Source organism: Niallia sp. FSL W8-1348, assembly GCF_038006745.1.
Lineage (GTDB): Bacteria > Bacillota > Bacilli > Bacillales > Cytobacillaceae > Niallia > Niallia alba.
On record NZ_JBBOVV010000002.1, the window covers coordinates 84,827 to 103,789 of the forward strand.

The following is an 18,963-nucleotide window of genomic DNA, read 5'->3' on the forward strand; positions in this document are numbered from 1 at the left end:
AATATCAGCCAAACATGAAATAAATCAGCCAAAGGAAAGAGGATATTAGCCAAACATGAAATAAATCAGCCAAAGGAAAGAGGATATTAGCCAAACATGAAATAAATCAGCCAAAGTAGAGAGGATATCAGCCAAAAACGAAATAAATCAGCCAAAGGAAAGAGGGTATCAGCCAAAAATCCGCCAACATCTAATTTATCTTGAAAAACTCCCATTACTTCATTTAGCTTTTCTTCTTCCTTAAATAGTAGAAGAAAAGCATCTCTCATCACATTTCTGATTGTTTTAACAGCTGTTAAAACCGTATGCTGTTCTAAGTAACCATATAGAACAGACGGAAGTCATTCTACTTTACCAGTACTATGGATAAGCTGGCCAGTAATAATATTTATTATCGATTAGTTCAACTAACCATCAGTGAAGATGAAGTAAAATCCCCACTGATGGAAGAGAAGAAGTTCAAAACAAATAACTAGCATTTCAATAATTAACTTTCTAAATCCTTACATGTCCATCCTAATCGTTCTCCCCGGTGTAAACCTCACATTTTCATCCAACTTATTTTCTTTTGCCGTAATAGCTGTAGGAGTGATTTTATAAATCGCTGTTTTACTCCCTAGAGTAGACACGTATCTTTCTAAATGAGATTTAGCTAGTGGTTTTTCATAGTAACCGGGAACATATTTATGTAACATTGCTTGCATGACATCACGGGATTTATCGATATCTTCTAATAGCGTCACGTTTCCAAATATCATCACACACATATATGCAGTGTCAACTTTAGCGGGAATGGGATTGCTCATGATGCCTAGTTCTTCGCTGACAGTAAAGCATACTTGGTTATTTTTGCTGATGATGCGTGTTTTTCTTCCTTCACTTGCTCCGTGAAAATATAGGTGATTTCCGAACCAAACATAATTAAGTGGAATGACATAAGGTGCATCTGCATCTACTAAGCCGAGATGTCCAATATGCGTATGATGTAAAAATTGATTAATTTTCTCTTTATCGGTAACTTCCATCATTGATTGTCGCATTACACTCATTTTTTTTCTTCCTTTCCTTCCATTTATTGTCCCTTCATTTTAAAATGAAATAAGTGAATTCCATAGGAACAGTTTAAGAAAAGTTTTTAGGTACAAATAGATTTAAACGGAAAAGGAGGAGGAGAAAGTGAATATCGCTATTCATTTGCATACAGACAGTAAGGAGCCTGTATATATGCAATTGTATTACTATTTTAAAACAGAAATTTTAACCGGGAAGATAGAAGCAGGAACAAAGCTGCCATCGATTCGCTATGTAGCAAGCTTTTTGCAAATTAGTAAAAATACAGTCATTGCTGCCTACCAACAGTTGTGGATGGAAGGGTACGTGGAAAGTAAAGAGAAAAGTGGATATGTTGTGGTTGCTTTACCTAGCTATGAATATACAGCGACACAAACACAAGTAGGACATAAACAAAGCCAAAAGGTAGAGGAAAACTATTTGATAGATTTTCAGTATGGAGATATTGATATGACTAATTTTCCAATTAACGCTTGGAAGAAGACAGTAAAAGAGGTAATGGAGGACAAGCAATTTAACTGGATGATGTATGGAAACAAACAAGGTGAAATATTACTTAGAGAAGAGCTGGTTGGCTATTTATACAGATCAAGAGGGATTCAGACGACAGCCAATCAACTTATTATTACCGCAGGGACGGAACACTTAATTCATCTAGTACTCTCGCTATTGGAGAAAAATTCATTATGTATCGGAATGGAAGAACCAGGATACGATGGCGTCCGAAATGTATTTAAGGAGAGAGAACTTCCTATTTATCCTATCCCAGTGCAGGAAGAGGCTGGGCACGACTTTTCTGCGCTAAATAGTTTGTGTAATCTCATTTATGTTACTCCATCACATCAGTTTCCAATCGGCAAGATTATGTCCATTTCAAAAAGGATTGAGTTATTAGAGTGGGCTGAAAAAGTGGACGGGTATATTCTAGAAGATGATTATGACAGTGAGTTCCGGTTTCAAGGTTCACCTATACCGAGTATGAAAGCAATAGATCAGCAAGATCGAGTAATTTACATGGGGACTTTTTCAAAAGCATTTTTACCTTCCTTAAGAATAAGCTATATGATTTTGCCAGATACCTTGCTTGAAAAGTGGAGAAAAAAGAGTATAACGGAGTCGCAATCAAGCTCCCCGCTATTGCAGTTAGCATTGGGTTTATTTATACAAAAGGGAGAATTTGAGCGTCATATTAAACGAATCCGTAAGGTCTATGAAAGAAAATATACTTTTTTAGTTCAATGTATCACAAAGTATATGGGTGATAAGGTCGAAATTATTGGTGAAAAAGCTGGTATGCATTTGTTGATTCGTGTTCCTCCTAAAAAGGAAGATGTATTTATCACAGAAGCAAAAAAGATAGGAATAAAAGTATATTCTACGAAACCATATTATTCTCAGGAAAGAGAGGATTATCCTCTATTATTAGGTTTTGGGGGATTGAAAGAAATGGAAGTGGAAGAAGGAATTCAACTTTTAGCACAAGTTTGGTTTACATAAGGAGGAATATTTTTGGTATCAGTACGAACATTTTTAATTGGAATAATCGTTGCATTTTCTGCTTTCTTTGTTTTGGATAACTATTTTTCTTATCCCATATTTTTGAATATATTTATTTGTTATATCCTCGTATTTATTACAATGTATATCGCATCCTTGTTTAGCATTCATACAACGAGAAACATGACGAAGTTGGAGAAGTTATTTAGAAAGAACAGAAAGCATCTATATTATAGTTTTGTCCATGCATTAAGTAATAAAGATGATAAAAGGGTAATTACAAGTTATCGAAAACTAATCAAACGGAAAAAATATCAATCACAATTTGCTCTATTCACGATTTTATTTTCTCTTTATTTTGGAAAAACGTTAGGTCTGAGAGAAGAAGCGGAGAAAATAAAACAATTGGAAATAAAGTCCTACTACTTGGCGTTAATAAATATAGAAGAAAGTCAGTTTAAAGAAGCGAAGAAAATAATAACAACCATAACAAAGAAATGGATGAAAGAAGCACTGTTAGCAGAAATCGCTTTAAAAAAGGGGGAAGATGAAGTAGCGAAAAAGCATGCTAAAAGTGCTTTAAAGCATACGAAAGGTATTCAATATTATGTGTTGAAAAAAGGGTATGAAAGAGAATTTGCGTTATAGAAATTGAATTGGAATAGTAGTGGACTGTATCTTGTTTAGCTGTTTTTCTTTCCGAATGAAAATTTCAAGAATTTGATTTGCGTATATGGCGCAAATTGGATTTTGTGTAATCGGGATTGGAAAATCAATCGTTCTTTGTTTTTCTTCCCAACGACCAGAATCTTGGATGTTTGCTTTAATAGTAAGCAAATTCTTTCTTACAGAAAGGTGGATACTGTTTTCTAGACAGTTTGGTAATAATGCTTCAACAATATATTCCTTTTCTGTTTCGTACACGTCAATCCGAAATTCTGTTTCATCTAAAATGGAAGTCAGTGGATCAAGAAAATGATTTTTCAACCATTCATCCATTAAATGAATCCAGTTATCATCATTCATATATAGTCCTCCTTAGTATATTTAGCTTATTCTAAAGAGGGGAAAAGGTGATGATGATTCCAAAAAAAAGGTTGTCTAAAGGTAGGGAAAGTCCTACTTAGACAACCTTTTTTCTTAGTCATTATTTTCTACATATGGTTCATGTTCATAAGCAGGCAAGTCACCGAATGTCGTCATAATACCTTCTTCATCCAAACTTTGTTCATAGCGTTTATGCTGTTCATTAGGATAAATGGTTATATTTTTTCCTTCTATATCTACTCCGACAAAGTTTTCATAGTCTTCAACATAGCCAATATTTTCATTGCTCTCTGTGTATACGTCATTATAATCGTCATACACTAGATTGGCAAAATCAGATGGTGTTTCTGAAGTACCCCAACTGGCAACCTCTTGCCACGAATCTTCGGCATCGAATCCGACTGATTCATCTTTATTATCCATATCAAATTTGCCAAAAGGAGGCGTTAATATTTCCTCTTCTACAGGACGATTATCCGAAATTTTCTGATCAGGAGAATGCTCCTTGCAGTAAAGAGTAGTAGGTATAACTTCCAGCCTCTCAATCGGGATATCTTGAGAACACTCTGTACACTTTCCGTATGTTCCTTCTTCTATTGCTTTTAATGCACGTATTACCCCCATATACTCATGGTGATAATGTTCCGCCAGTGCGATATCTTTTTCTCTTTCAAATAACTCTGTTCCTTCATCTCCTGGATGATTATCATAACTAGATAGTTCCCCAACAGATTCATGGTAATGTCCATGTTTCAAATCCAAGTTGTCATTTTGTTCAAATCTTACTTCTAGATCTCTTTTTTGTTCATCCAATATTTTTTGAAAATGGGACATTTCTTGTTTATTTAGCATAAGAACCTAATCCTTTCGAGAATTCGTTTGCTTTATTAGTATGAGCAAAACGATTAAGAACATTAAAGGAAATATGTACATATCATTTTTTAAAATAAATGACAACGATTTTAATTTTATACCCTTACGCAAAACGTTAAAAATTGCTAGGGGATAGAGTACTTTATATGGGGAAAATATCAAGGTAATTCATATTAGTATGGAGGATATAGATGCATGGAATCAAAAAAACTAGCACTACATGAATCACTGGACTTACATGAAGTAATTAATTTCAAAACACTATGTCTTGCGAAATCAAAATTAATGCAAGGGCTTGTTTTTGATCAAGATTTGAAAGACTTAATGAAAAAAGATGTAAATCAATCGATTCAAGCCCTTTCTGAACTAAGAGAAATATACAAGCAGGTGCCATTTGAAACAGATGTTCCGCAAAGTCGTCCAACACCAATTATAAATGGAGAGGAAGGTGTTACTCATTGAATCATGATCATTTAGATCCGATTAATGCTTTAAACATGCCAGAGATTGCAGACATGACATTTGCGATGGATTTTCTTGTTCGAGCAAAAGAGAGTGTCAGAAATATCGCGACAGTTTTAACAGAAACTGCATCGCCAGAATTAAGAGTTCTTTTAAGAAAACAGCTTAAACAAGCAATAAGCATGCATCAAGAAATAACCGAATTAATGATCGAGAAAAAATGGTTTCACCCTCATGATTTAAGCGAGCAGTATCAATTAGATCAGCTTTCTGCAAAGAATACGATCATGATTGGCAATATGAATTTATTTCCTGTTGAAACAAATCGAAAAGGCATGTTTGATCGCACGCCGGATCAACATTAGACATGGAGGTTATATGTAGATGAAAGCAGTAACATATCAAGGTATTAAAAATGTGGAAGTAAAGGAAGTAGAGGATCCAAAGATTTTAAAGCCAGATGATATGATTATCAAGGTCACGAGTACAGCCATTTGCGGATCTGATTTGCATTTGATTCACGGAATGATGCCGAATTTACAAGAAAACTATATTATTGGACATGAGCCAATGGGAATTGTTGAAGAAGTTGGCCCAGGAGTAACGAAGCTTAAGAAAGGTGATCGTGTTATAATCCCCTTCAATATTGCTTGTGGTGAGTGTCAATATTGTAAAAGTAATTTGGAAAGCCAATGTGATAACTCAAATGATAATGGAGATATTGGAGCTTATTTTGGCTATTCAGGAAGTGCTGGTGGCTATCCTGGTGGGCAAGCAGAATATTTAAGAGTGCCTTTTGCGAATTTCACTCACTTTAAGATTCCAGAAACATGTGAAGAACCGGATGAAAAACTAACTGTTATTGCTGATGCCATGACGACTGGTTTTTGGAGTGTAGAGAATGCGGGAGTGAAAGAAGGGGATACAGTAATTGTCTTTGGTTGTGGACCAGTTGGACTTTTCTCCCAGAAATTCGCTTGGCTTAAAGGTGCAAAGCGTGTCATTGCAGTAGATTATGTTGATTATCGATTACAGCATGCGAAGCGTACCAATAATGTAGAAATCATTAATTTTGAACATATAGAAAATGTTGGTGCTTATTTAAAAGAAATAACAAAAGGTGGAGCCGATGTTGTTATTGATGCAGTTGGAATGGATGGGAAGATGACTGATTTAGAATTTCTTGCAAGTGGATTGAAGCTACAAGGTGGTACGATAAATGCTCTTGTGATGGCTGCTCAAGCCGTTCGGAAATGTGGAACGATCCAAATCACTGGCGTATATGGTGGAAGATATAATAGTTTTCCATTAGGAGACATCATGCAACGCAATGTCAACATCCGTTCTGGACAAGCTCCGGTTATTCATTATATGCCCCACATGTTTGAATTAGTTTCTTCTGGAAAAATTGATCCAGGCGATGTAGTAAGTCACGTTTTGCCTCTCAGTGAAGCAAAACGAGGATATGAAATTTTTGACACGAAAACAGATAATTGTATAAAAGTTGTATTAAAACCATAAGGAAGGCAGGAGAGCAAAATGGATTATGTATTACATGAAGTATTAGAAGTTCAAGAATTGGCAGCTTTTAAGACGATTTGTTTAACTAAAGCAAAAACAATGCGCGCTCTCGTTACAGACCCTCAGTTAAAAGAGATGATGTTGAGAGATGTGGATATTTCAACTAGGCAGCTACAAGAATTTTCAACTATTTTAGCAAAAGCAACAGAGCTGGAAGGATTAGGAGTGAAGCGTGTATGAATTCCATTATTGAATATTTAACAGGGCTGGATGTATTAACAGATCAAATGATAGCGACAGACCTATTGATTTCGGCAAAAAGCGGAATAAGAAATTATGCAATGGCCATAACTGAAACAGGTCATCCGGAAATTAAAGCAATACTCGCTCGCCATTTGGATGAAGCCCTAGATATGCATGAAATGCTTTCCACATATATGACTGAAAAAGGCTGGTACAATGCGTGGGAACCGAAAGAGCAAATGAATCTTAATTTGCAAAATATAAATACGGCCATAAATTTGCCAACCTTATAAGAAAAAAAGGAACTTGTTCTGAGAAACAGTTCCTTTTTGTTAGGATAGAGGTGTTGAAAACTAACTTAACAGTATAATTTCACTAAAATATTTACCGATAAAAAACAATTTCTCATGTAAATTCCTGTGTTAATAGGTGTTTATAAAATGAAAATCACAAATTTTTTTGAAAAAAATCACTAGTGTTGCATAAATGTTGTTAGAATATTCAGTTTAAATATGTCCCCTGTTAAGAGCCAAAAAAGTAAATACCCAACTAAAGGTGGATCCATCCATTTGGAAATTTTTTTACAATTAGACTTAAGAGACGACGACAATTTGTTTATTAAGGAATGGTTTTTCCTTCAATCTTTCGAAGCCAAATATGTGCTGGTTTCCACAAAGCTGCCCGTAAATATCGGCTAATTTGTAGGGTTTTTCGTTTACTTTTTGTCTCGATTTGTGCGAGAACATGCAGGCAAAAAACAATAAGTGCGATAAACACTTGATTCTGAATTGCCCATTCGCTTTGGCCGTAAAACTTTTTGATATGGAGATGTTGTTTAATCCATTTGAAAAATAACTCAATCGCCCAGCGTGATTTATACATCTTTGAGATTTCTTCAGCACTTAAATCAAAACGATTTGTGATTAAATGAAGCTCATTTCCTTTTGAATCAATCACTTTTAGAAGACGAAAGTAATTTTCGGCACGGTTTTGCGTCGTACCAATCAACACCATTTGATCCGACAAAACAGATGTATTCTCGGGTAGTTTAAAATCGTAAACCTCCCGTATGACTGCGTTTTTTCGCAGCCTAGAAAGGAAAAAGTAGCCGTCATCTGTCATCCGATCAAAGCGTTCGTAGTCTAAGTAACCACGGTCAAACACATACATACATTCCTTGTCATCAACCATTACTTCAAGCTGACCGCGGTCATGTTCTTTGGCCGTTGTCATAATGGCCTTTTCGGGATAGGATATACCTTTTTCCATAAACACAAGGCGTAAGTGCAATTTAACACCCGCTTTTGTTTTGCGGAATTTTGCCCATTTATGATTAGTCAAATTGAGAGGCAATGTGCTTGAATCAATGATTTTTAATGGCATCACAAGTTTCGTGTTGTGCGTTTTGGCATGAATTTGTGAAACTAAATCAAGGAAAAGCTTTTGGAATAAGTCTGGATTCATGCCATTTAAACGGCGTGAGAGTTGGGAAATACTGATAGAATCAAGATCAATGCCCTTTTGCAGTTGATCATCGAAAAGACAATCGCTCAGCGCATGCAGACTTTCGACTTCTTCTAGCTGCGCAAAAAGTAATAATTTTAGAAATGACTCTGTCGTTAGTTTTTTCGTATAGAAATCTAATTTCAACGTTTTCACGTTTTCTTCAAATAATTGAAGATTTATTGGTGAAAACCATTGTCCAAATGAAGTTTTTCGTGTAATCTTGTCCATGCGATAGTCCTTTTTAGTGGATTTGGACGGGTTACCACCTAACTTATCCATTATAAAGGACTTTTTCTTTGCATAAAATGATAAAATTGAACATTTCAAGTATTTTTAATAGTTAAATTAAATTAACGCAACACTAGTGGAAAAAAATATATTTTTTATCTTGAAAGCCTTTTCAAAAGGTGTTATTATTCGTATATGCTAGGTAATTATATTAGTGATTTTGAAGAAAAGTTTACTGGTTTTAAAAGAAACAAGAAGAGGGTTTTAAACATGGCAACGATTAAAGAAATTGCGGATAAGTCGAATGTATCAGCATCAACTGTTTCACGAGTGCTAAATAATGATCATACGCTTACCGTTCAGGCAAAAACAAGAGAACGTATTCTTCGAGTTGCCAAAGAGCTCGGTTATGAAACGATCTTAGAAAGACGGTTAAAGCAAAAACAGCAGGATACAAAACATGTTGGTATTATGCTAACTCAATCATTGGATGAAGAAATAAGTGATCCTTATTTTCTATCGATTCGTCAAGGGATTGAAATGGAACTTGCCCATAATGGAATCAAAACGGCTACATTTCGCTTACATGAAACAGAAGGAAATCAAATGATTGAAGAACTTGATGGGTTAATTGTCGTCGGTAGAGTGAAAGAGTCTACCTTAAAAGCAATCAGCAGGGTGGATAATGTGGTTTACATAAATCATTCTCCTAACGAAGACCTCTATGATTCTGTTGTTATCAATTTTGAACGTGCTACAGAAAAAGCGTTGCACCACTTATTAGTTACTGGATACAAACGAATTGGCTACATTGGTGGGAAGGAAATGGAACACTTAAAAAATCAAAAGCTTCTTTCAGAAGATAAACGTCTCACCACTTTTGAACGTTACATGAAAGAAAAAAACTTATATAATCAAGAGTCTATTTTTATTGGTGAGTATACAATGGCACAGGGCTATCAATTGATGAAAAAAGCCATTCAAACATCAAAGTTACCTGAAGCATTTTTTATTGGTAGTGATCCGATGGCGATTGGAGCTTTAAGAGCTATACAAGAAGCAAATCTTCATGTACCCGAAGATGTGGCCATTATTAGTTTTGATGATATTGAGGCAGCGAAATTCGCGAGTACACCATTAACAACAATTAGAGTTCCTACGAAAGAAATGGGTCAAATTGGGGTAAAACTTTTGTTAGACCGCCTAAATGGCAGGGAACTTCCGTTGACTGTTACGCTCCCAACAGAATTGGTTATTAGGGAAAGCTGCGGAGGGAAATAAAATAACTCTTTTTAAGGGGGTGATGAACGAATTAGTGTAAAAAGTATTCATATGTGTATAGCCCTCCCAGCACCAAATTCTTGGTGCCAGGTTCAAAGTGATGGCAGTCACTTTTTTGCGGGCGGCTAAACTCCACCAACGAAAGGGAGCTTAATTCTATTATATAGATGCTCCTAAAAACCAGCAAGAGAACGAACTCGAAAATTAGGTGAAAGTACCTAGTGTTTTCAAAATACGAAATTTTAGGGGGCGTTTTTTAATGAAAAGGCTTTTAAAAACTATGGCGATTGCTATTGCTTTAACAACGATTGCAACTGGATGTAGTAAATCTTCAGGTGGTAATGAAGCAAATGGTGGTAAGACTGTTGTTACGCTGTATTCGACAGTGACAAATGAAGCAGATAAAATTACAATGCAAAATGTTGTTGAAAAATTCGAAAAAGAAAATCCTGATATCGATATTAAAGAAAATTATCCTGCTGACGGTTATGAAGGTATGCTTCGTGTTAAGATGGCTGCGAATGATATGCCAGACTTATTTGATACCCATGGATGGGCAATCCATCGTTACGGAGAATATGTAGAAGATTTGAAAGACATGAATTGGGTGCAAGATCTTGACCCGGCGCTAAATCAAATTTTAATGGATGATACCGGGAAAGTTTATGCTTATCCTCTTAATCAGGCAAAGGATGGACTTACATATAATGCAACACTTCTAGAAGAATATGGAATAGAACCTCCAAGAACCTTTGCTGAATTTATGACAGCGCTTGAAACAATTAAGAAAAAAGGAAAGGGAGAAGTGACTCCACTATGGTTTGCTGGCTCTGATAAATCAGCATTCGGCCAGTATTTTGATCAATTTTCAACACCGTTATTAATTACTGGTGAGAAAAATTTTAAGAAGGAATTGCTAGATGGAACGTTTGATTGGTCCAATTACACATTTCTAGCAGAAAAATTAAAGGAAATGCAAGATAAGAAGCTCCTTAATGAAGATGTCTTGACCGCTCAAAATCATCAAATGGTAGACTTAATGGCTCAAAGTAAAATTGCGTTTATTGTTGGCGGTGGCATGCTCGGTCCTTCTGTAGAAGAATTAAATCCAGATGTTAAACTTGGCATCACTCCAATGCCTGTAATCGAAGAAGGCGACGAACCCAGCTGGATTGGTGGCGAACGTCATACATTAGCTGTTTGGAAGGACTCTAAAGTTAAAGAAGAGGCGAAGAAATTTCTGGAATTTATCTCACAGCCAGAAATCGTGAAAGAGATAGCGGAAGGTACTTCACTTCCAGCAGGATTAACGAATACAGAATCAAAAAACTATTACTCTGATTATTACGAGAAGTATAAGGATATTAAAGTAGAGCCTTATTTTGACCGTATCTATTTACCGAGCGGCATGTGGGACCCTATGGGGGCTACTGGTCAGGAATTATTATCTGGGACTATGAAGCCAGAAGATGTTTCGAAAAAGATGGCAGAAGAATATAAGAGATTACTAGAACAAAAGAAATAGCTTTACGGTAGGAGGAACGAGTATCAACATTTGTACCTCTTAATCTAAACTAGGGGATGGTTACTTTGCTAAAAATAGCAACAAATAGGCAGCCAAATACCGACTCTTCTATAGAAGTGAAAAGGAACCGTAAAAAAAGGCAGGAATCTTCCCTTTGGTGGATGTATCTTCCAGCTCTTGCTGCTATCTGTTTTTTCATCTTTTATCCTTTTCTAAACGGAATTAAAATATCTTTTACAAACTGGAACGGGTTTTCACAAAGCTACGACTACATTGGGTTCAGCCAGTACACAAGAATGCTGAAGGACCCAGATACCTGGCTAGTTGTAAAAAATACCCTTCTGTATGGTGTCGGTAGTACAATTTTACAGAATATTATTGGTTTAGGATATGCACTTTTATTAAACCAAAACATTCGTTTTAAGAATTTTACTAGGACAATTGTTTACTTGCCGGTCATTATTAGCCCACTAATTATGGGGTATATCTTTTACTTCTTTTTCGCCTTCCAAGGCGGAGCGCTTAATGATCTGCTTGTATTCCTTGGGCTAGATAAAATTAATGCACTAGCAGATCCGAAAGTGAACATTTGGTTAATAGTATTTGTGAATACTTTCCAATTTGTCGGTATTGCGATGATCATATATCTTGCTGGATTACAAAGTATATCAAAAGATTATTATGAAGCAGTACAAATTGATGGTGCATCTAGTTTTCAGCAATTTAAAAATATCACTTTGCCCATGTTAATGCCTTCTATTACGATCAATATGGTTATCAACATTATTGGTGGGTTGAAGTTGTTTGATGTGATCATCTCGCTTACAGGCGGTGGACCAGGCTATGCTTCTCAATCCATGTCGACATTTATGTACGATCTTTATTTTAATCGCCAGGATGCGGGATATGCAGCAACACAAGGTGTGTTTATGGCAGTCATCATATTAATTCTAAGCTTGGCAGCGCTAGTCTACTTCAAACGAAAGGAGATTGAGGCGTAATGGATTATATGAATAGAAAGAATAAATGGCTCCTTTCTGGAGTTGCGCTTTTGATTGCAGCCTTTCATTTAATCCCTTTCTATATTTTGATTACGACAGCATTAAAGGCGAGGGGAGATTTTAGTTCGAAATGGGTTTTCCCCAACATAATGAATTTTGCCAATTTTAAGGAAGCATGGGAAATGGCTAGTCTTGGCAATGCGCTCACCAATACGGCGATTATTACCACAGTCAGTGCCTTTTTATTAATTGTATTTGGCTCTTTGGCAGCATATCCGCTGGCGAGAAGACAAACAAAGCTAAATAAATTTGTGTTCATGTTCTTTATCGCAGTAATGGTTATCCCTCCTTTAACAGCATTGGTTCCGTTATATAAGCTTGTAGTGGACATAGGAATGATGAATACGCTTGAAATTGCCATCTTGAATAATGTTGCGTCCTTTCTGCCATTAACAATTTTCTTGTATTCAGGATTTATTCGTTCGACAATCCCAAGAGAATTAGAAGAAGCGGCAAAAATCGATGGAGCTAGTACATTAGGAATCTTTTTCCGTATTGTATTTCCGTTATTGAAGCCGGTTACTGCATCTATTTTAATCATTGCCTGTGTATTCATTTGGAACGATTATCAATTCGCTATTTTCTTCCTACAAGCAGAGGAAGTAAAAACAATAACGGTTGCTTTGGCAGGTTTTTTTGGAGAAAATGCTAACCGCATGCATCTTGTAGCTGGAGCAGCAATATTGGCTGTATTGCCAATGGTTGTATTGTTCCTATTATTGCAAAAGCACTTTGTTAAAGGATTAGCGTCTGGTTCGGTTAAAGGATAAATATAAGAAGAGTTGGAGGATTATAAAATGTCTAAAATTACATTTCTTGGAGCTGGTAGTACGGTATTTGCAAAAAATGTGTTGGGTGATTGCATGTTTGTTGACGCATTAGATGGTTTTGAATTTGCGCTATTCGATATTGATGAACAACGCTTGCGTGATTCTGAACAAATGCTCCATAATTTAAAGGAAAGTCTTGGGAAAAACATTCAGATTAAAGCATATACAGATCGGAGAGAGTCTTTAAGAGAAGCGAAATATGTTATAAATGCGATACAGGTAGGCGGCTATAAGCCTAGTACAGTGATCGATTTCGAAATTCCGAAAAAGTATGGGTTAAGACAGACTATTGCCGATACAGTCGGAATTGGCGGGATTTTCCGTAACTTAAGAACGATTCCAGTTATGCTCGATTTCGCAAAGGATATGGAAGAGGTTTGTCCTGATGCGCTATTCATGAATTATACAAATCCTATGGCCGTTTTGACTGGAGTTATGAATCGCTATACCAACATTAAAACGGTTGGTTTATGCCACAGTGTGCAAGTATGTACAAAAGATTTATTTGATGCACTAGGTATGGATCGCACTGGTGTAAAGGAAAAAATTGCTGGAATTAATCATATGGCTTGGCTGCTTGAAGTGAGTAAGGATGGGGTGGATTTATATCCTGAAATTAAGCGAAGAGCTCGTGAATTGCAAAAAACAAAGCATGGGGATATGGTTCGGTTTGAACTGATGGATAAATTTGGTTACTATGTGACAGAGTCATCTGAACACAATGCTGAGTATCATCCATACTTTATCAAATCTCGTTATCCTGAGTTAATTGAGCGCTTTAACATTCCACTTGATGAATATCCATCTCGTTGTGAAAAGCAAATTAATAATTGGATAGCCATGAGAGAGGATTTGGTTAACAATAAATCTTTGGATCATGTGCGTTCCCATGAATATGGTTCCCGCATTATTGAAGCAATGGAAACGAATGTTCCGTTTAAATTTGGCGGGAATGTCTTAAATACTGGCAGACTAATCAGCAACCTTCCGGAGAAAGCGTGTGTTGAGGTGCCGTGTATTGCGGATCGTAGTGGAATTACCCCAACGTATGTAGGTGATCTCCCAGAGCAGCTCGCTGCATTAAACAGAACGAATATTAACACGCAATTACTGACCATTGAAGCAGCAATCACTTTGAAAAAGGAATATATTTATCAAGCCGCTATGCTTGATCCACATACAGCAGCTGAGTTATCAATGGACGATATTATTTCTCTATGTGATGATTTAATTGAAGCTCATGGAGATTGGCTGCCAAATTTTAAAAGTGAAACTAGCATTGCAGTAACGAAATAACTAAAGTTAATATGTTTACAAAGATAGGGACCGGATTTTTTCTAAAGCCGGTCCCTATCTTTATTTGAAAAACTCGAAAGATACTTATTATTTTTCAGGTCTTAAAATTTTTAAATGCAAAGGTAGGAATACGAGAAATACTAATACAAAGACAGGTATAGAGTACCAGGTTTTCCACCCTTTGGTCGTCATATAGCCTGTTAGTACAGCGCCCCATTCTAATAGGAAAGAAAGGACTACCCACATCCATTTATACAGAAGAGATTTAGTGTGAATCAAAAAGTTTAGGTAAATCAAGCCGATCGCTGGTGGAATGATCGTCACAAAAAGATAGTCAATAATGTACGTTTTAGAGGAGGGACCGAGTTGAAAGGCTTTTAAAACATCACCTACAAATACATCTCCAAGCCATGTAGCAAATCCAATTATTCCAACGCTAAAATACATTTCCCTTACATTACCGCTGTTATACTATCACTGAAAAAATTTACAATGAATAAAGTCCCTCTTAAAAAAGGGGGGACTATAAAAAATACACTATTTACTTACTTGAATGAAAACTAAATTAATCTAGTTTTGTTGTTGAAGTTTTGAACAAGGAATATGCTTCATTACTAATGTAGACATTATCTTGTTGTATTTGTGCATTGGAATTAGGATTACTTGTTTCAGATGTTTGATTTTGAAGTGCTTGAATTTGTGCCTCTATTTCTGAGATTTGTTTTTTTAATTGTTCCAACTGTTTCTCTTTTTCTTCTTCTTGAATGGTTTCATTTTGCTCGATTTGCGTTTGTTGTGACTGCAATTGTTGTTTTTGACTTTCTAATGTTTTAATTTGATTGACAACATCAGAGGAACGACTGGTTATTGTAGTAGAACTTGCAGTTGTACTTGAAATAGAATTAATCATGGTTATTTTTCCCTTCATCATAAATAATGAAGAATTATATTATCACTAGTGTTGCATTAATTTAAATTCACTATTAAAAATACTCAAAATGTTCAATATTATTATTTTGCGCAAAGAAAAAGTCCTTTATAATGGATTAGTCAGGTGGTAACCCGTCCAAATCCACTAAAAAAGGACCATCACATGGACAAGATTACACGAAAAACTTCATTTGGACAATGGTTTTCACCTATAAATCTTCAATTATTTGAAGAAAACGTGAAAACGATGAAATTAGATTACTATACGAAAAAATTAACGACAGAGTCATTTCTAAAATTACTACTTTTTGCGCAGCTACAAGAAATTGAAAGTCTGCATGCGCTGGGTGATTGTCTTTTCGATGACCAGCTTCAAAAAGGGATAGACCTTGATTCTATTAGTATTTCTCAGTTGTCACGGCGGTTAAACGGCATAAACCCTGATCTATTTCAAAGGCTTTTCCTTGATTTAGTGTCACAAATTCATGCCAAAACGCATTACACGAAACTCGTGATGCCGTTAAAAATCATTGATTCAAGCACATTGCCACTTAATTTGACCAATCATAAATGGGCTAAATTCCGCAAAACAAAAGCAGGTGTAAAGTTACATTTGCGCCTTGTGTTTATGGAAAAGGGTATATCCTATCCTGAAAAGGCCGTTATGACAACGGCAAAAGAACATGACCGTGGTCAGCTTGAAATCATGGTGGATGACAAGGAATGCATGTATGTGTTTGACCGTGGTTATCTAGACTACGAGCGCTTTGATCGCATGACTGATGATGGCTACTTCTTTCTTTCACGGCTACGCAAAAATGCAGTCATACGGAACGTTTACGATTTTAAGCTACCCAAGGATACAGCTGTTTTATCAGACCAAATGGTGTTGATAGGTACGACTCAAAACCGTGCTGAAAATTACTTTCGGCTTCTAAAAGTGATGGACTCAAAAGGAAATGAACTTCATTTAATTACAAATCGTTTTGATTTAAGCGCCGAAGAAATTTCAGAAATGTATAAATCACGGTGGGCAATTGAGCTGTTTTTTAAATGGATCAAACAACATCTCAGCATCAAAAAGTTCTACGGTCAAAGCGAATGGGCGATTCAAAATCAAGTATTTATCGCACTAATTGTTTTTTGCCTACATGTTCTCGTGCAAATCGAGACCAGAAGCAAGCGAAAAACCTTACAGATTAGCCGTTATCTAAGGGCTGCATTGTGGAAACCAGCGAATGTTTGGCTTCGAAAGATTGAAGGAAAAGCCATCCCTTAAATATGCAAATTGTCGTCGTTGCAAAAGTCTAATTGTAAATAAATTTCCAAATGGATGGGGCCACCTTTGATTGGGTATTTACTTTTTTGCCTCTAAACAGGGAAGGTGAGTAAACTGAAAATTATGACACTATTTATGCAACACTAGTGTTATATTATACATTTCTTTATTTTTCCTTAAGATATATTAAAGTAAGGTGGAGTACTTTCCAACAGGACAATAGTATAAAAAAAACAACCTAGGATAGATTATTGAATGATAATTGTGAAATGATAGGAGGTGGAAGGATTATGTCAGTTAAAGAGTATTGGAAAGAGATAAACAAAGCGAGCGATAAGGTATCATCATTAATAAATTCCTATTGGCACGAACACTCTAATTGGAATAACTGGCAGTTTTGGATCATTTTAATTTTCTTGATCGTTCCCCTTATTGTCCTGCTGGTAAAACTGGATAAGAATAAGACCCTTCAAATTCTTTTCTTTGGATATACAGTTCACATGCTTTGGACATATACGGAACTTACCCTTATTAGACTGGGATATATGGATCATCATTATTTTATTCTACCATTTTTACCCCAAGCAATTGGGATAACATCTTCTTTTCTTCCAGTTTCTTTTATGTTGCTATACCAATATTGTGTGAAATACGATAAGAATTTTCTATTATGGACATCTGTTCTATCTGCTATTATAGCCTTTGTACTTGTCTCTATTGAGAAGCAAATAGGATTTCTTGCTCTATTAAAAGGGTTTAATAGCTTTCATATATTTTTGTTAGATGTTGCTATTACTATGTTAGCCTACGGACTAACAAACTTTTTTATAACTTTTTATAAGCAAGATAAAAGTAGGACTAGGGCATGAGTATTTTTAACGAAATCACCCGAAATGATTATACGTATATGCTATGAAATATTCGTATAATCATTTCGGGTTTTATTAATTTTAAGGAAAAAGGTTTGTGATGATCACGCGCAGACGGAATACACTTCGCTTTCCATGGGGCGAGCGCCGAGCCGCTTCGGCTTCGCCTGCAGGGTCTCGGACTTTCTCGCAGCTCCCATAGGAGTCTACGTGTATTCCGTCTGCTTCGTATTTCCTACTCATTATATTTTCTTTTAAAAAAATGATGAAACGAAACAACCTTTAAAAACGAGTTGGTTTCGCTACTAAATGAGAGATTGTTCGTCTTTATCTATTATATATTTTGTTTTGTCCCAGTATGTTTACTATTTTTTGTATTGATAACACTTATATATTTAATTTAGCGAAGGACTAAAATCAAAAGTTGAAAAAAGCCCAACACATGTGAGAAGAGCTTTTTTCTATAAATCCAATAATAGCTTTTTTTCGTATCTTCCAACTCTTCTGCAGTAATTATTCCATCAACATACAACGCTTTAAATTTCCGAATTTATTTCTTGCTAATTTTCAGAAACATGAGCACTTATCATATTCGACAATTAGAGTATTCAACGACAGTAAATTTAACAGCTATATGAAATCTTTTTCTTCATTTATCATATAGCTTAACAGAAAGAAGGGCCAAATGAGTGACCGCTTTTTGACCACACATTTGACCACATACTTGCAATCAATAAAGTTAAGTAACGTGATTGAAATACAATTTAATTAAAGGGCATAAAACTCTTTAAAATAAGCCACATTGTTAACTAGAATGTAATAGAGTAAATTAGTGTATTTTCCTCACATATCGTGGTGGCTGTTATGCTTTTGTCTTGAATGGTTGCGGTTTTTCACTTTTTTGCTGCCGCTAAGAGGTTCGGGTTGACCAGATTGATTGCCTTTTGGAGCATTTCGGCGCATATCTTTACTGTCATTTTTATTCATTAGTTAATCTCTCCTTTAATGTTTTTATGAAGAGGTATTACTTCACTTTCCTTTATAGAATGGTTATATACACGCTCATTTATACCGCATATTTTTATGTTACTCTGCACAACTTATTGGTAAGCAACATGAATTTAAATCAGGAGGATTAAAAGATGCCTTATCATAGTAATAAACAGGAAGCTTTTCAAGATGCACAACGTAATTTGTATGAAACGCAAAACCTTTATCAAGATATTGTAAAGGATTCAGCAAATTATGGACATCAGCTTAAACATTTGAAGCAAGAAATCAATGAAACATATCAACAAATTGAAAATGCATTGGAAGTAACGTCTGAGCATCAAAGACAGCAATTAGAAAGCTTCCAAAGAGATTTAAAAAGTATTGTTGATGAAGTGAATGAAATATAAAAGATTAGACCATCTGAAAGGCAACTTTTTGATGGTCTTTTTTG

Annotated in this window: 22 protein-coding genes and 1 pseudogene; 15 read left to right on the forward strand and 8 right to left on the reverse strand. The window is 35.6% G+C overall.

Translation table 11 applies throughout. The annotated features are described in order from the left end of the window. Nucleotides 1-197: 197 nt before the first annotated feature. A pseudogene (locus NST60_RS26845) lies at nucleotides 198-398 on the reverse strand (ABC transporter ATP-binding protein); the annotation flags it as partial. Nucleotides 399-503: 105 nt separating this feature from the next. Beyond that, nucleotides 504-1,049 carry a pyridoxamine 5'-phosphate oxidase family protein gene (locus NST60_RS18880; RefSeq protein ID WP_169188541.1) on the reverse strand — a complete coding sequence of 182 codons (546 nt, stop codon included), beginning with the start codon at nucleotides 1,047-1,049 and terminating at the stop codon, nucleotides 504-506. A gap of 127 nt (nucleotides 1,050-1,176) precedes the next feature. Here NST60_RS18880 and pdxR point away from each other — a divergent pair, with 127 nt between their 5' ends. Next, nucleotides 1,177-2,568: a MocR-like pyridoxine biosynthesis transcription factor PdxR gene (gene pdxR / locus NST60_RS18885; RefSeq protein ID WP_341099958.1), complete on the forward strand. Its 1,392-nt coding sequence runs from the start codon at nucleotides 1,177-1,179 to the stop codon at nucleotides 2,566-2,568. A 12-nt stretch (nucleotides 2,569-2,580) separates the two neighbouring features. Next, on the forward strand, nucleotides 2,581-3,216 hold the full coding sequence (locus NST60_RS18890; protein ID WP_341099959.1) for a hypothetical protein: 636 nt from the start codon (nucleotides 2,581-2,583) through the stop codon (nucleotides 3,214-3,216). Here NST60_RS18890 and NST60_RS18895 read toward each other — a convergent pair. Together NST60_RS18895 and NST60_RS18900 are read right to left on the reverse strand one after the other, a co-directional pair. Further along, entirely contained in the window at nucleotides 3,211-3,594 is a 384-nt protein-coding gene (locus NST60_RS18895) for an Hsp20/alpha crystallin family protein (protein ID WP_212118121.1), read from the reverse strand. The genes NST60_RS18890 and NST60_RS18895 overlap by 6 nt on opposite strands. A 114-nt stretch (nucleotides 3,595-3,708) precedes the next feature. Beyond that, on the reverse strand, nucleotides 3,709-4,467 hold the full coding sequence (locus tag NST60_RS18900; RefSeq protein WP_169188545.1) for a TraR/DksA C4-type zinc finger protein: 759 nt from the start codon (nucleotides 4,465-4,467) through the stop codon (nucleotides 3,709-3,711). Nucleotides 4,468-4,683: 216 nt separating this feature from the next. Between NST60_RS18900 and NST60_RS18905 the strand changes: the two genes are divergently transcribed. Genes NST60_RS18905 through NST60_RS18925 form a run of 5 tightly spaced genes read left to right on the forward strand, consistent with a single transcriptional unit; the run spans nucleotide 4,684 to nucleotide 7,007 of the window. Beyond that, nucleotides 4,684-4,950 carry a hypothetical protein gene (locus NST60_RS18905; protein ID WP_016204840.1) on the forward strand — a complete coding sequence of 89 codons (267 nt, stop codon included), beginning with the start codon at nucleotides 4,684-4,686 and terminating at the stop codon, nucleotides 4,948-4,950. Beyond that, nucleotides 4,947-5,315 (forward strand): spore coat protein, encoded by a 369-nt coding sequence (locus tag NST60_RS18910; protein ID WP_016204839.1) that lies wholly within the window; start codon nucleotides 4,947-4,949, stop codon nucleotides 5,313-5,315. The genes NST60_RS18905 and NST60_RS18910 overlap by 4 nt, the downstream gene beginning before the upstream one ends. A gap of 19 nt (nucleotides 5,316-5,334) precedes the next feature. Then, nucleotides 5,335-6,471, forward strand: coding sequence for a zinc-dependent alcohol dehydrogenase (locus NST60_RS18915; protein WP_169188546.1), 1,137 nt, complete (start codon nucleotides 5,335-5,337; stop codon nucleotides 6,469-6,471). A gap of 18 nt (nucleotides 6,472-6,489) precedes the next feature. Then, nucleotides 6,490-6,711 (forward strand): hypothetical protein, encoded by a 222-nt coding sequence (locus NST60_RS18920; protein ID WP_169188547.1) that lies wholly within the window; start codon nucleotides 6,490-6,492, stop codon nucleotides 6,709-6,711. Continuing rightward, entirely contained in the window at nucleotides 6,708-7,007 is a 300-nt protein-coding gene (locus tag NST60_RS18925; protein ID WP_169188548.1) for a spore coat protein, read from the forward strand. Before NST60_RS18920 ends, NST60_RS18925 begins: the two co-directional genes overlap by 4 nt. 325 nt (nucleotides 7,008-7,332) lie before the next feature. On the opposite strand, the gene NST60_RS18930 is transcribed toward NST60_RS18925, so the two are convergent. Continuing rightward, nucleotides 7,333-8,448, reverse strand: a complete 1,116-nt coding sequence (locus NST60_RS18930) for an IS4 family transposase (protein WP_100525938.1) — start codon at nucleotides 8,446-8,448, stop codon at nucleotides 7,333-7,335. 270 nt (nucleotides 8,449-8,718) lie between these two features. Here NST60_RS18930 and NST60_RS18935 point away from each other — a divergent pair, with 270 nt between their 5' ends. The 5 genes from NST60_RS18935 (at nucleotide 8,719) to NST60_RS18955 (ending at nucleotide 14,441) form a co-directional block, all read left to right on the forward strand. Further along, the gene (locus NST60_RS18935) at nucleotides 8,719-9,729 is read left to right on the forward strand and encodes a LacI family DNA-binding transcriptional regulator (RefSeq protein ID WP_254415090.1); all 1,011 of its coding nucleotides are present in this window, start codon (nucleotides 8,719-8,721) and stop codon (nucleotides 9,727-9,729) included. Between the two features lie 259 nt (nucleotides 9,730-9,988). Further along, nucleotides 9,989-11,254 carry an ABC transporter substrate-binding protein gene (locus tag NST60_RS18940; protein ID WP_328021362.1) on the forward strand — a complete coding sequence of 422 codons (1,266 nt, stop codon included), beginning with the start codon at nucleotides 9,989-9,991 and terminating at the stop codon, nucleotides 11,252-11,254. A gap of 161 nt (nucleotides 11,255-11,415) precedes the next feature. Continuing rightward, nucleotides 11,416-12,255 carry a carbohydrate ABC transporter permease gene (locus NST60_RS18945; protein WP_341100307.1) on the forward strand — a complete coding sequence of 280 codons (840 nt, stop codon included), beginning with the start codon at nucleotides 11,416-11,418 and terminating at the stop codon, nucleotides 12,253-12,255. Continuing rightward, nucleotides 12,255-13,085 carry a carbohydrate ABC transporter permease gene (locus tag NST60_RS18950; RefSeq protein WP_341099962.1) on the forward strand — a complete coding sequence of 277 codons (831 nt, stop codon included), beginning with the start codon at nucleotides 12,255-12,257 and terminating at the stop codon, nucleotides 13,083-13,085. Before NST60_RS18945 ends, NST60_RS18950 begins: the two co-directional genes overlap by 1 nt. 27 nt (nucleotides 13,086-13,112) lie before the next feature. Next, on the forward strand, nucleotides 13,113-14,441 hold the full coding sequence (locus NST60_RS18955) for an alpha-glucosidase/alpha-galactosidase (protein WP_016204832.1): 1,329 nt from the start codon (nucleotides 13,113-13,115) through the stop codon (nucleotides 14,439-14,441). A gap of 87 nt (nucleotides 14,442-14,528) precedes the next feature. Here NST60_RS18955 and NST60_RS18960 read toward each other — a convergent pair whose 3' ends face one another. Both NST60_RS18960 and NST60_RS18965 read right to left on the reverse strand, forming a co-directional pair. Next, nucleotides 14,529-14,888, reverse strand: a complete 360-nt coding sequence (locus NST60_RS18960) for a hypothetical protein (protein ID WP_341099963.1) — start codon at nucleotides 14,886-14,888, stop codon at nucleotides 14,529-14,531. 118 nt (nucleotides 14,889-15,006) lie between these two features. Further along, entirely contained in the window at nucleotides 15,007-15,351 is a 345-nt protein-coding gene (locus NST60_RS18965; RefSeq protein WP_341099965.1) for a FlxA-like family protein, read from the reverse strand. 183 nt (nucleotides 15,352-15,534) lie between these two features. On the opposite strand from NST60_RS18965, the gene NST60_RS18970 reads away from it, so the two are divergent. Both NST60_RS18970 and NST60_RS18975 read left to right on the forward strand, forming a co-directional pair. After that, nucleotides 15,535-16,650: an IS4 family transposase gene (locus NST60_RS18970; RefSeq protein ID WP_169187985.1), complete on the forward strand. Its 1,116-nt coding sequence runs from the start codon at nucleotides 15,535-15,537 to the stop codon at nucleotides 16,648-16,650. A gap of 290 nt (nucleotides 16,651-16,940) precedes the next feature. Next, a complete protein-coding gene (locus tag NST60_RS18975) occupies nucleotides 16,941-17,519 on the forward strand; it encodes a hypothetical protein (protein WP_341099967.1) in 579 nt (192 codons plus the stop codon). An 843-nt stretch (nucleotides 17,520-18,362) separates the two neighbouring features. Here the strand turns inward: NST60_RS18975 and NST60_RS18980 are convergent. Further along, the gene (locus NST60_RS18980; RefSeq protein ID WP_016204828.1) at nucleotides 18,363-18,506 is read right to left on the reverse strand and encodes a small acid-soluble spore protein P; all 144 of its coding nucleotides are present in this window, start codon (nucleotides 18,504-18,506) and stop codon (nucleotides 18,363-18,365) included. A 155-nt stretch (nucleotides 18,507-18,661) separates the two neighbouring features. Between NST60_RS18980 and NST60_RS18985 the strand changes: the two genes are divergently transcribed. Continuing rightward, nucleotides 18,662-18,919 (forward strand): hypothetical protein, encoded by a 258-nt coding sequence (locus tag NST60_RS18985; RefSeq protein ID WP_341099968.1) that lies wholly within the window; start codon nucleotides 18,662-18,664, stop codon nucleotides 18,917-18,919. Nucleotides 18,920-18,963: the final 44 nt, after the last annotated feature.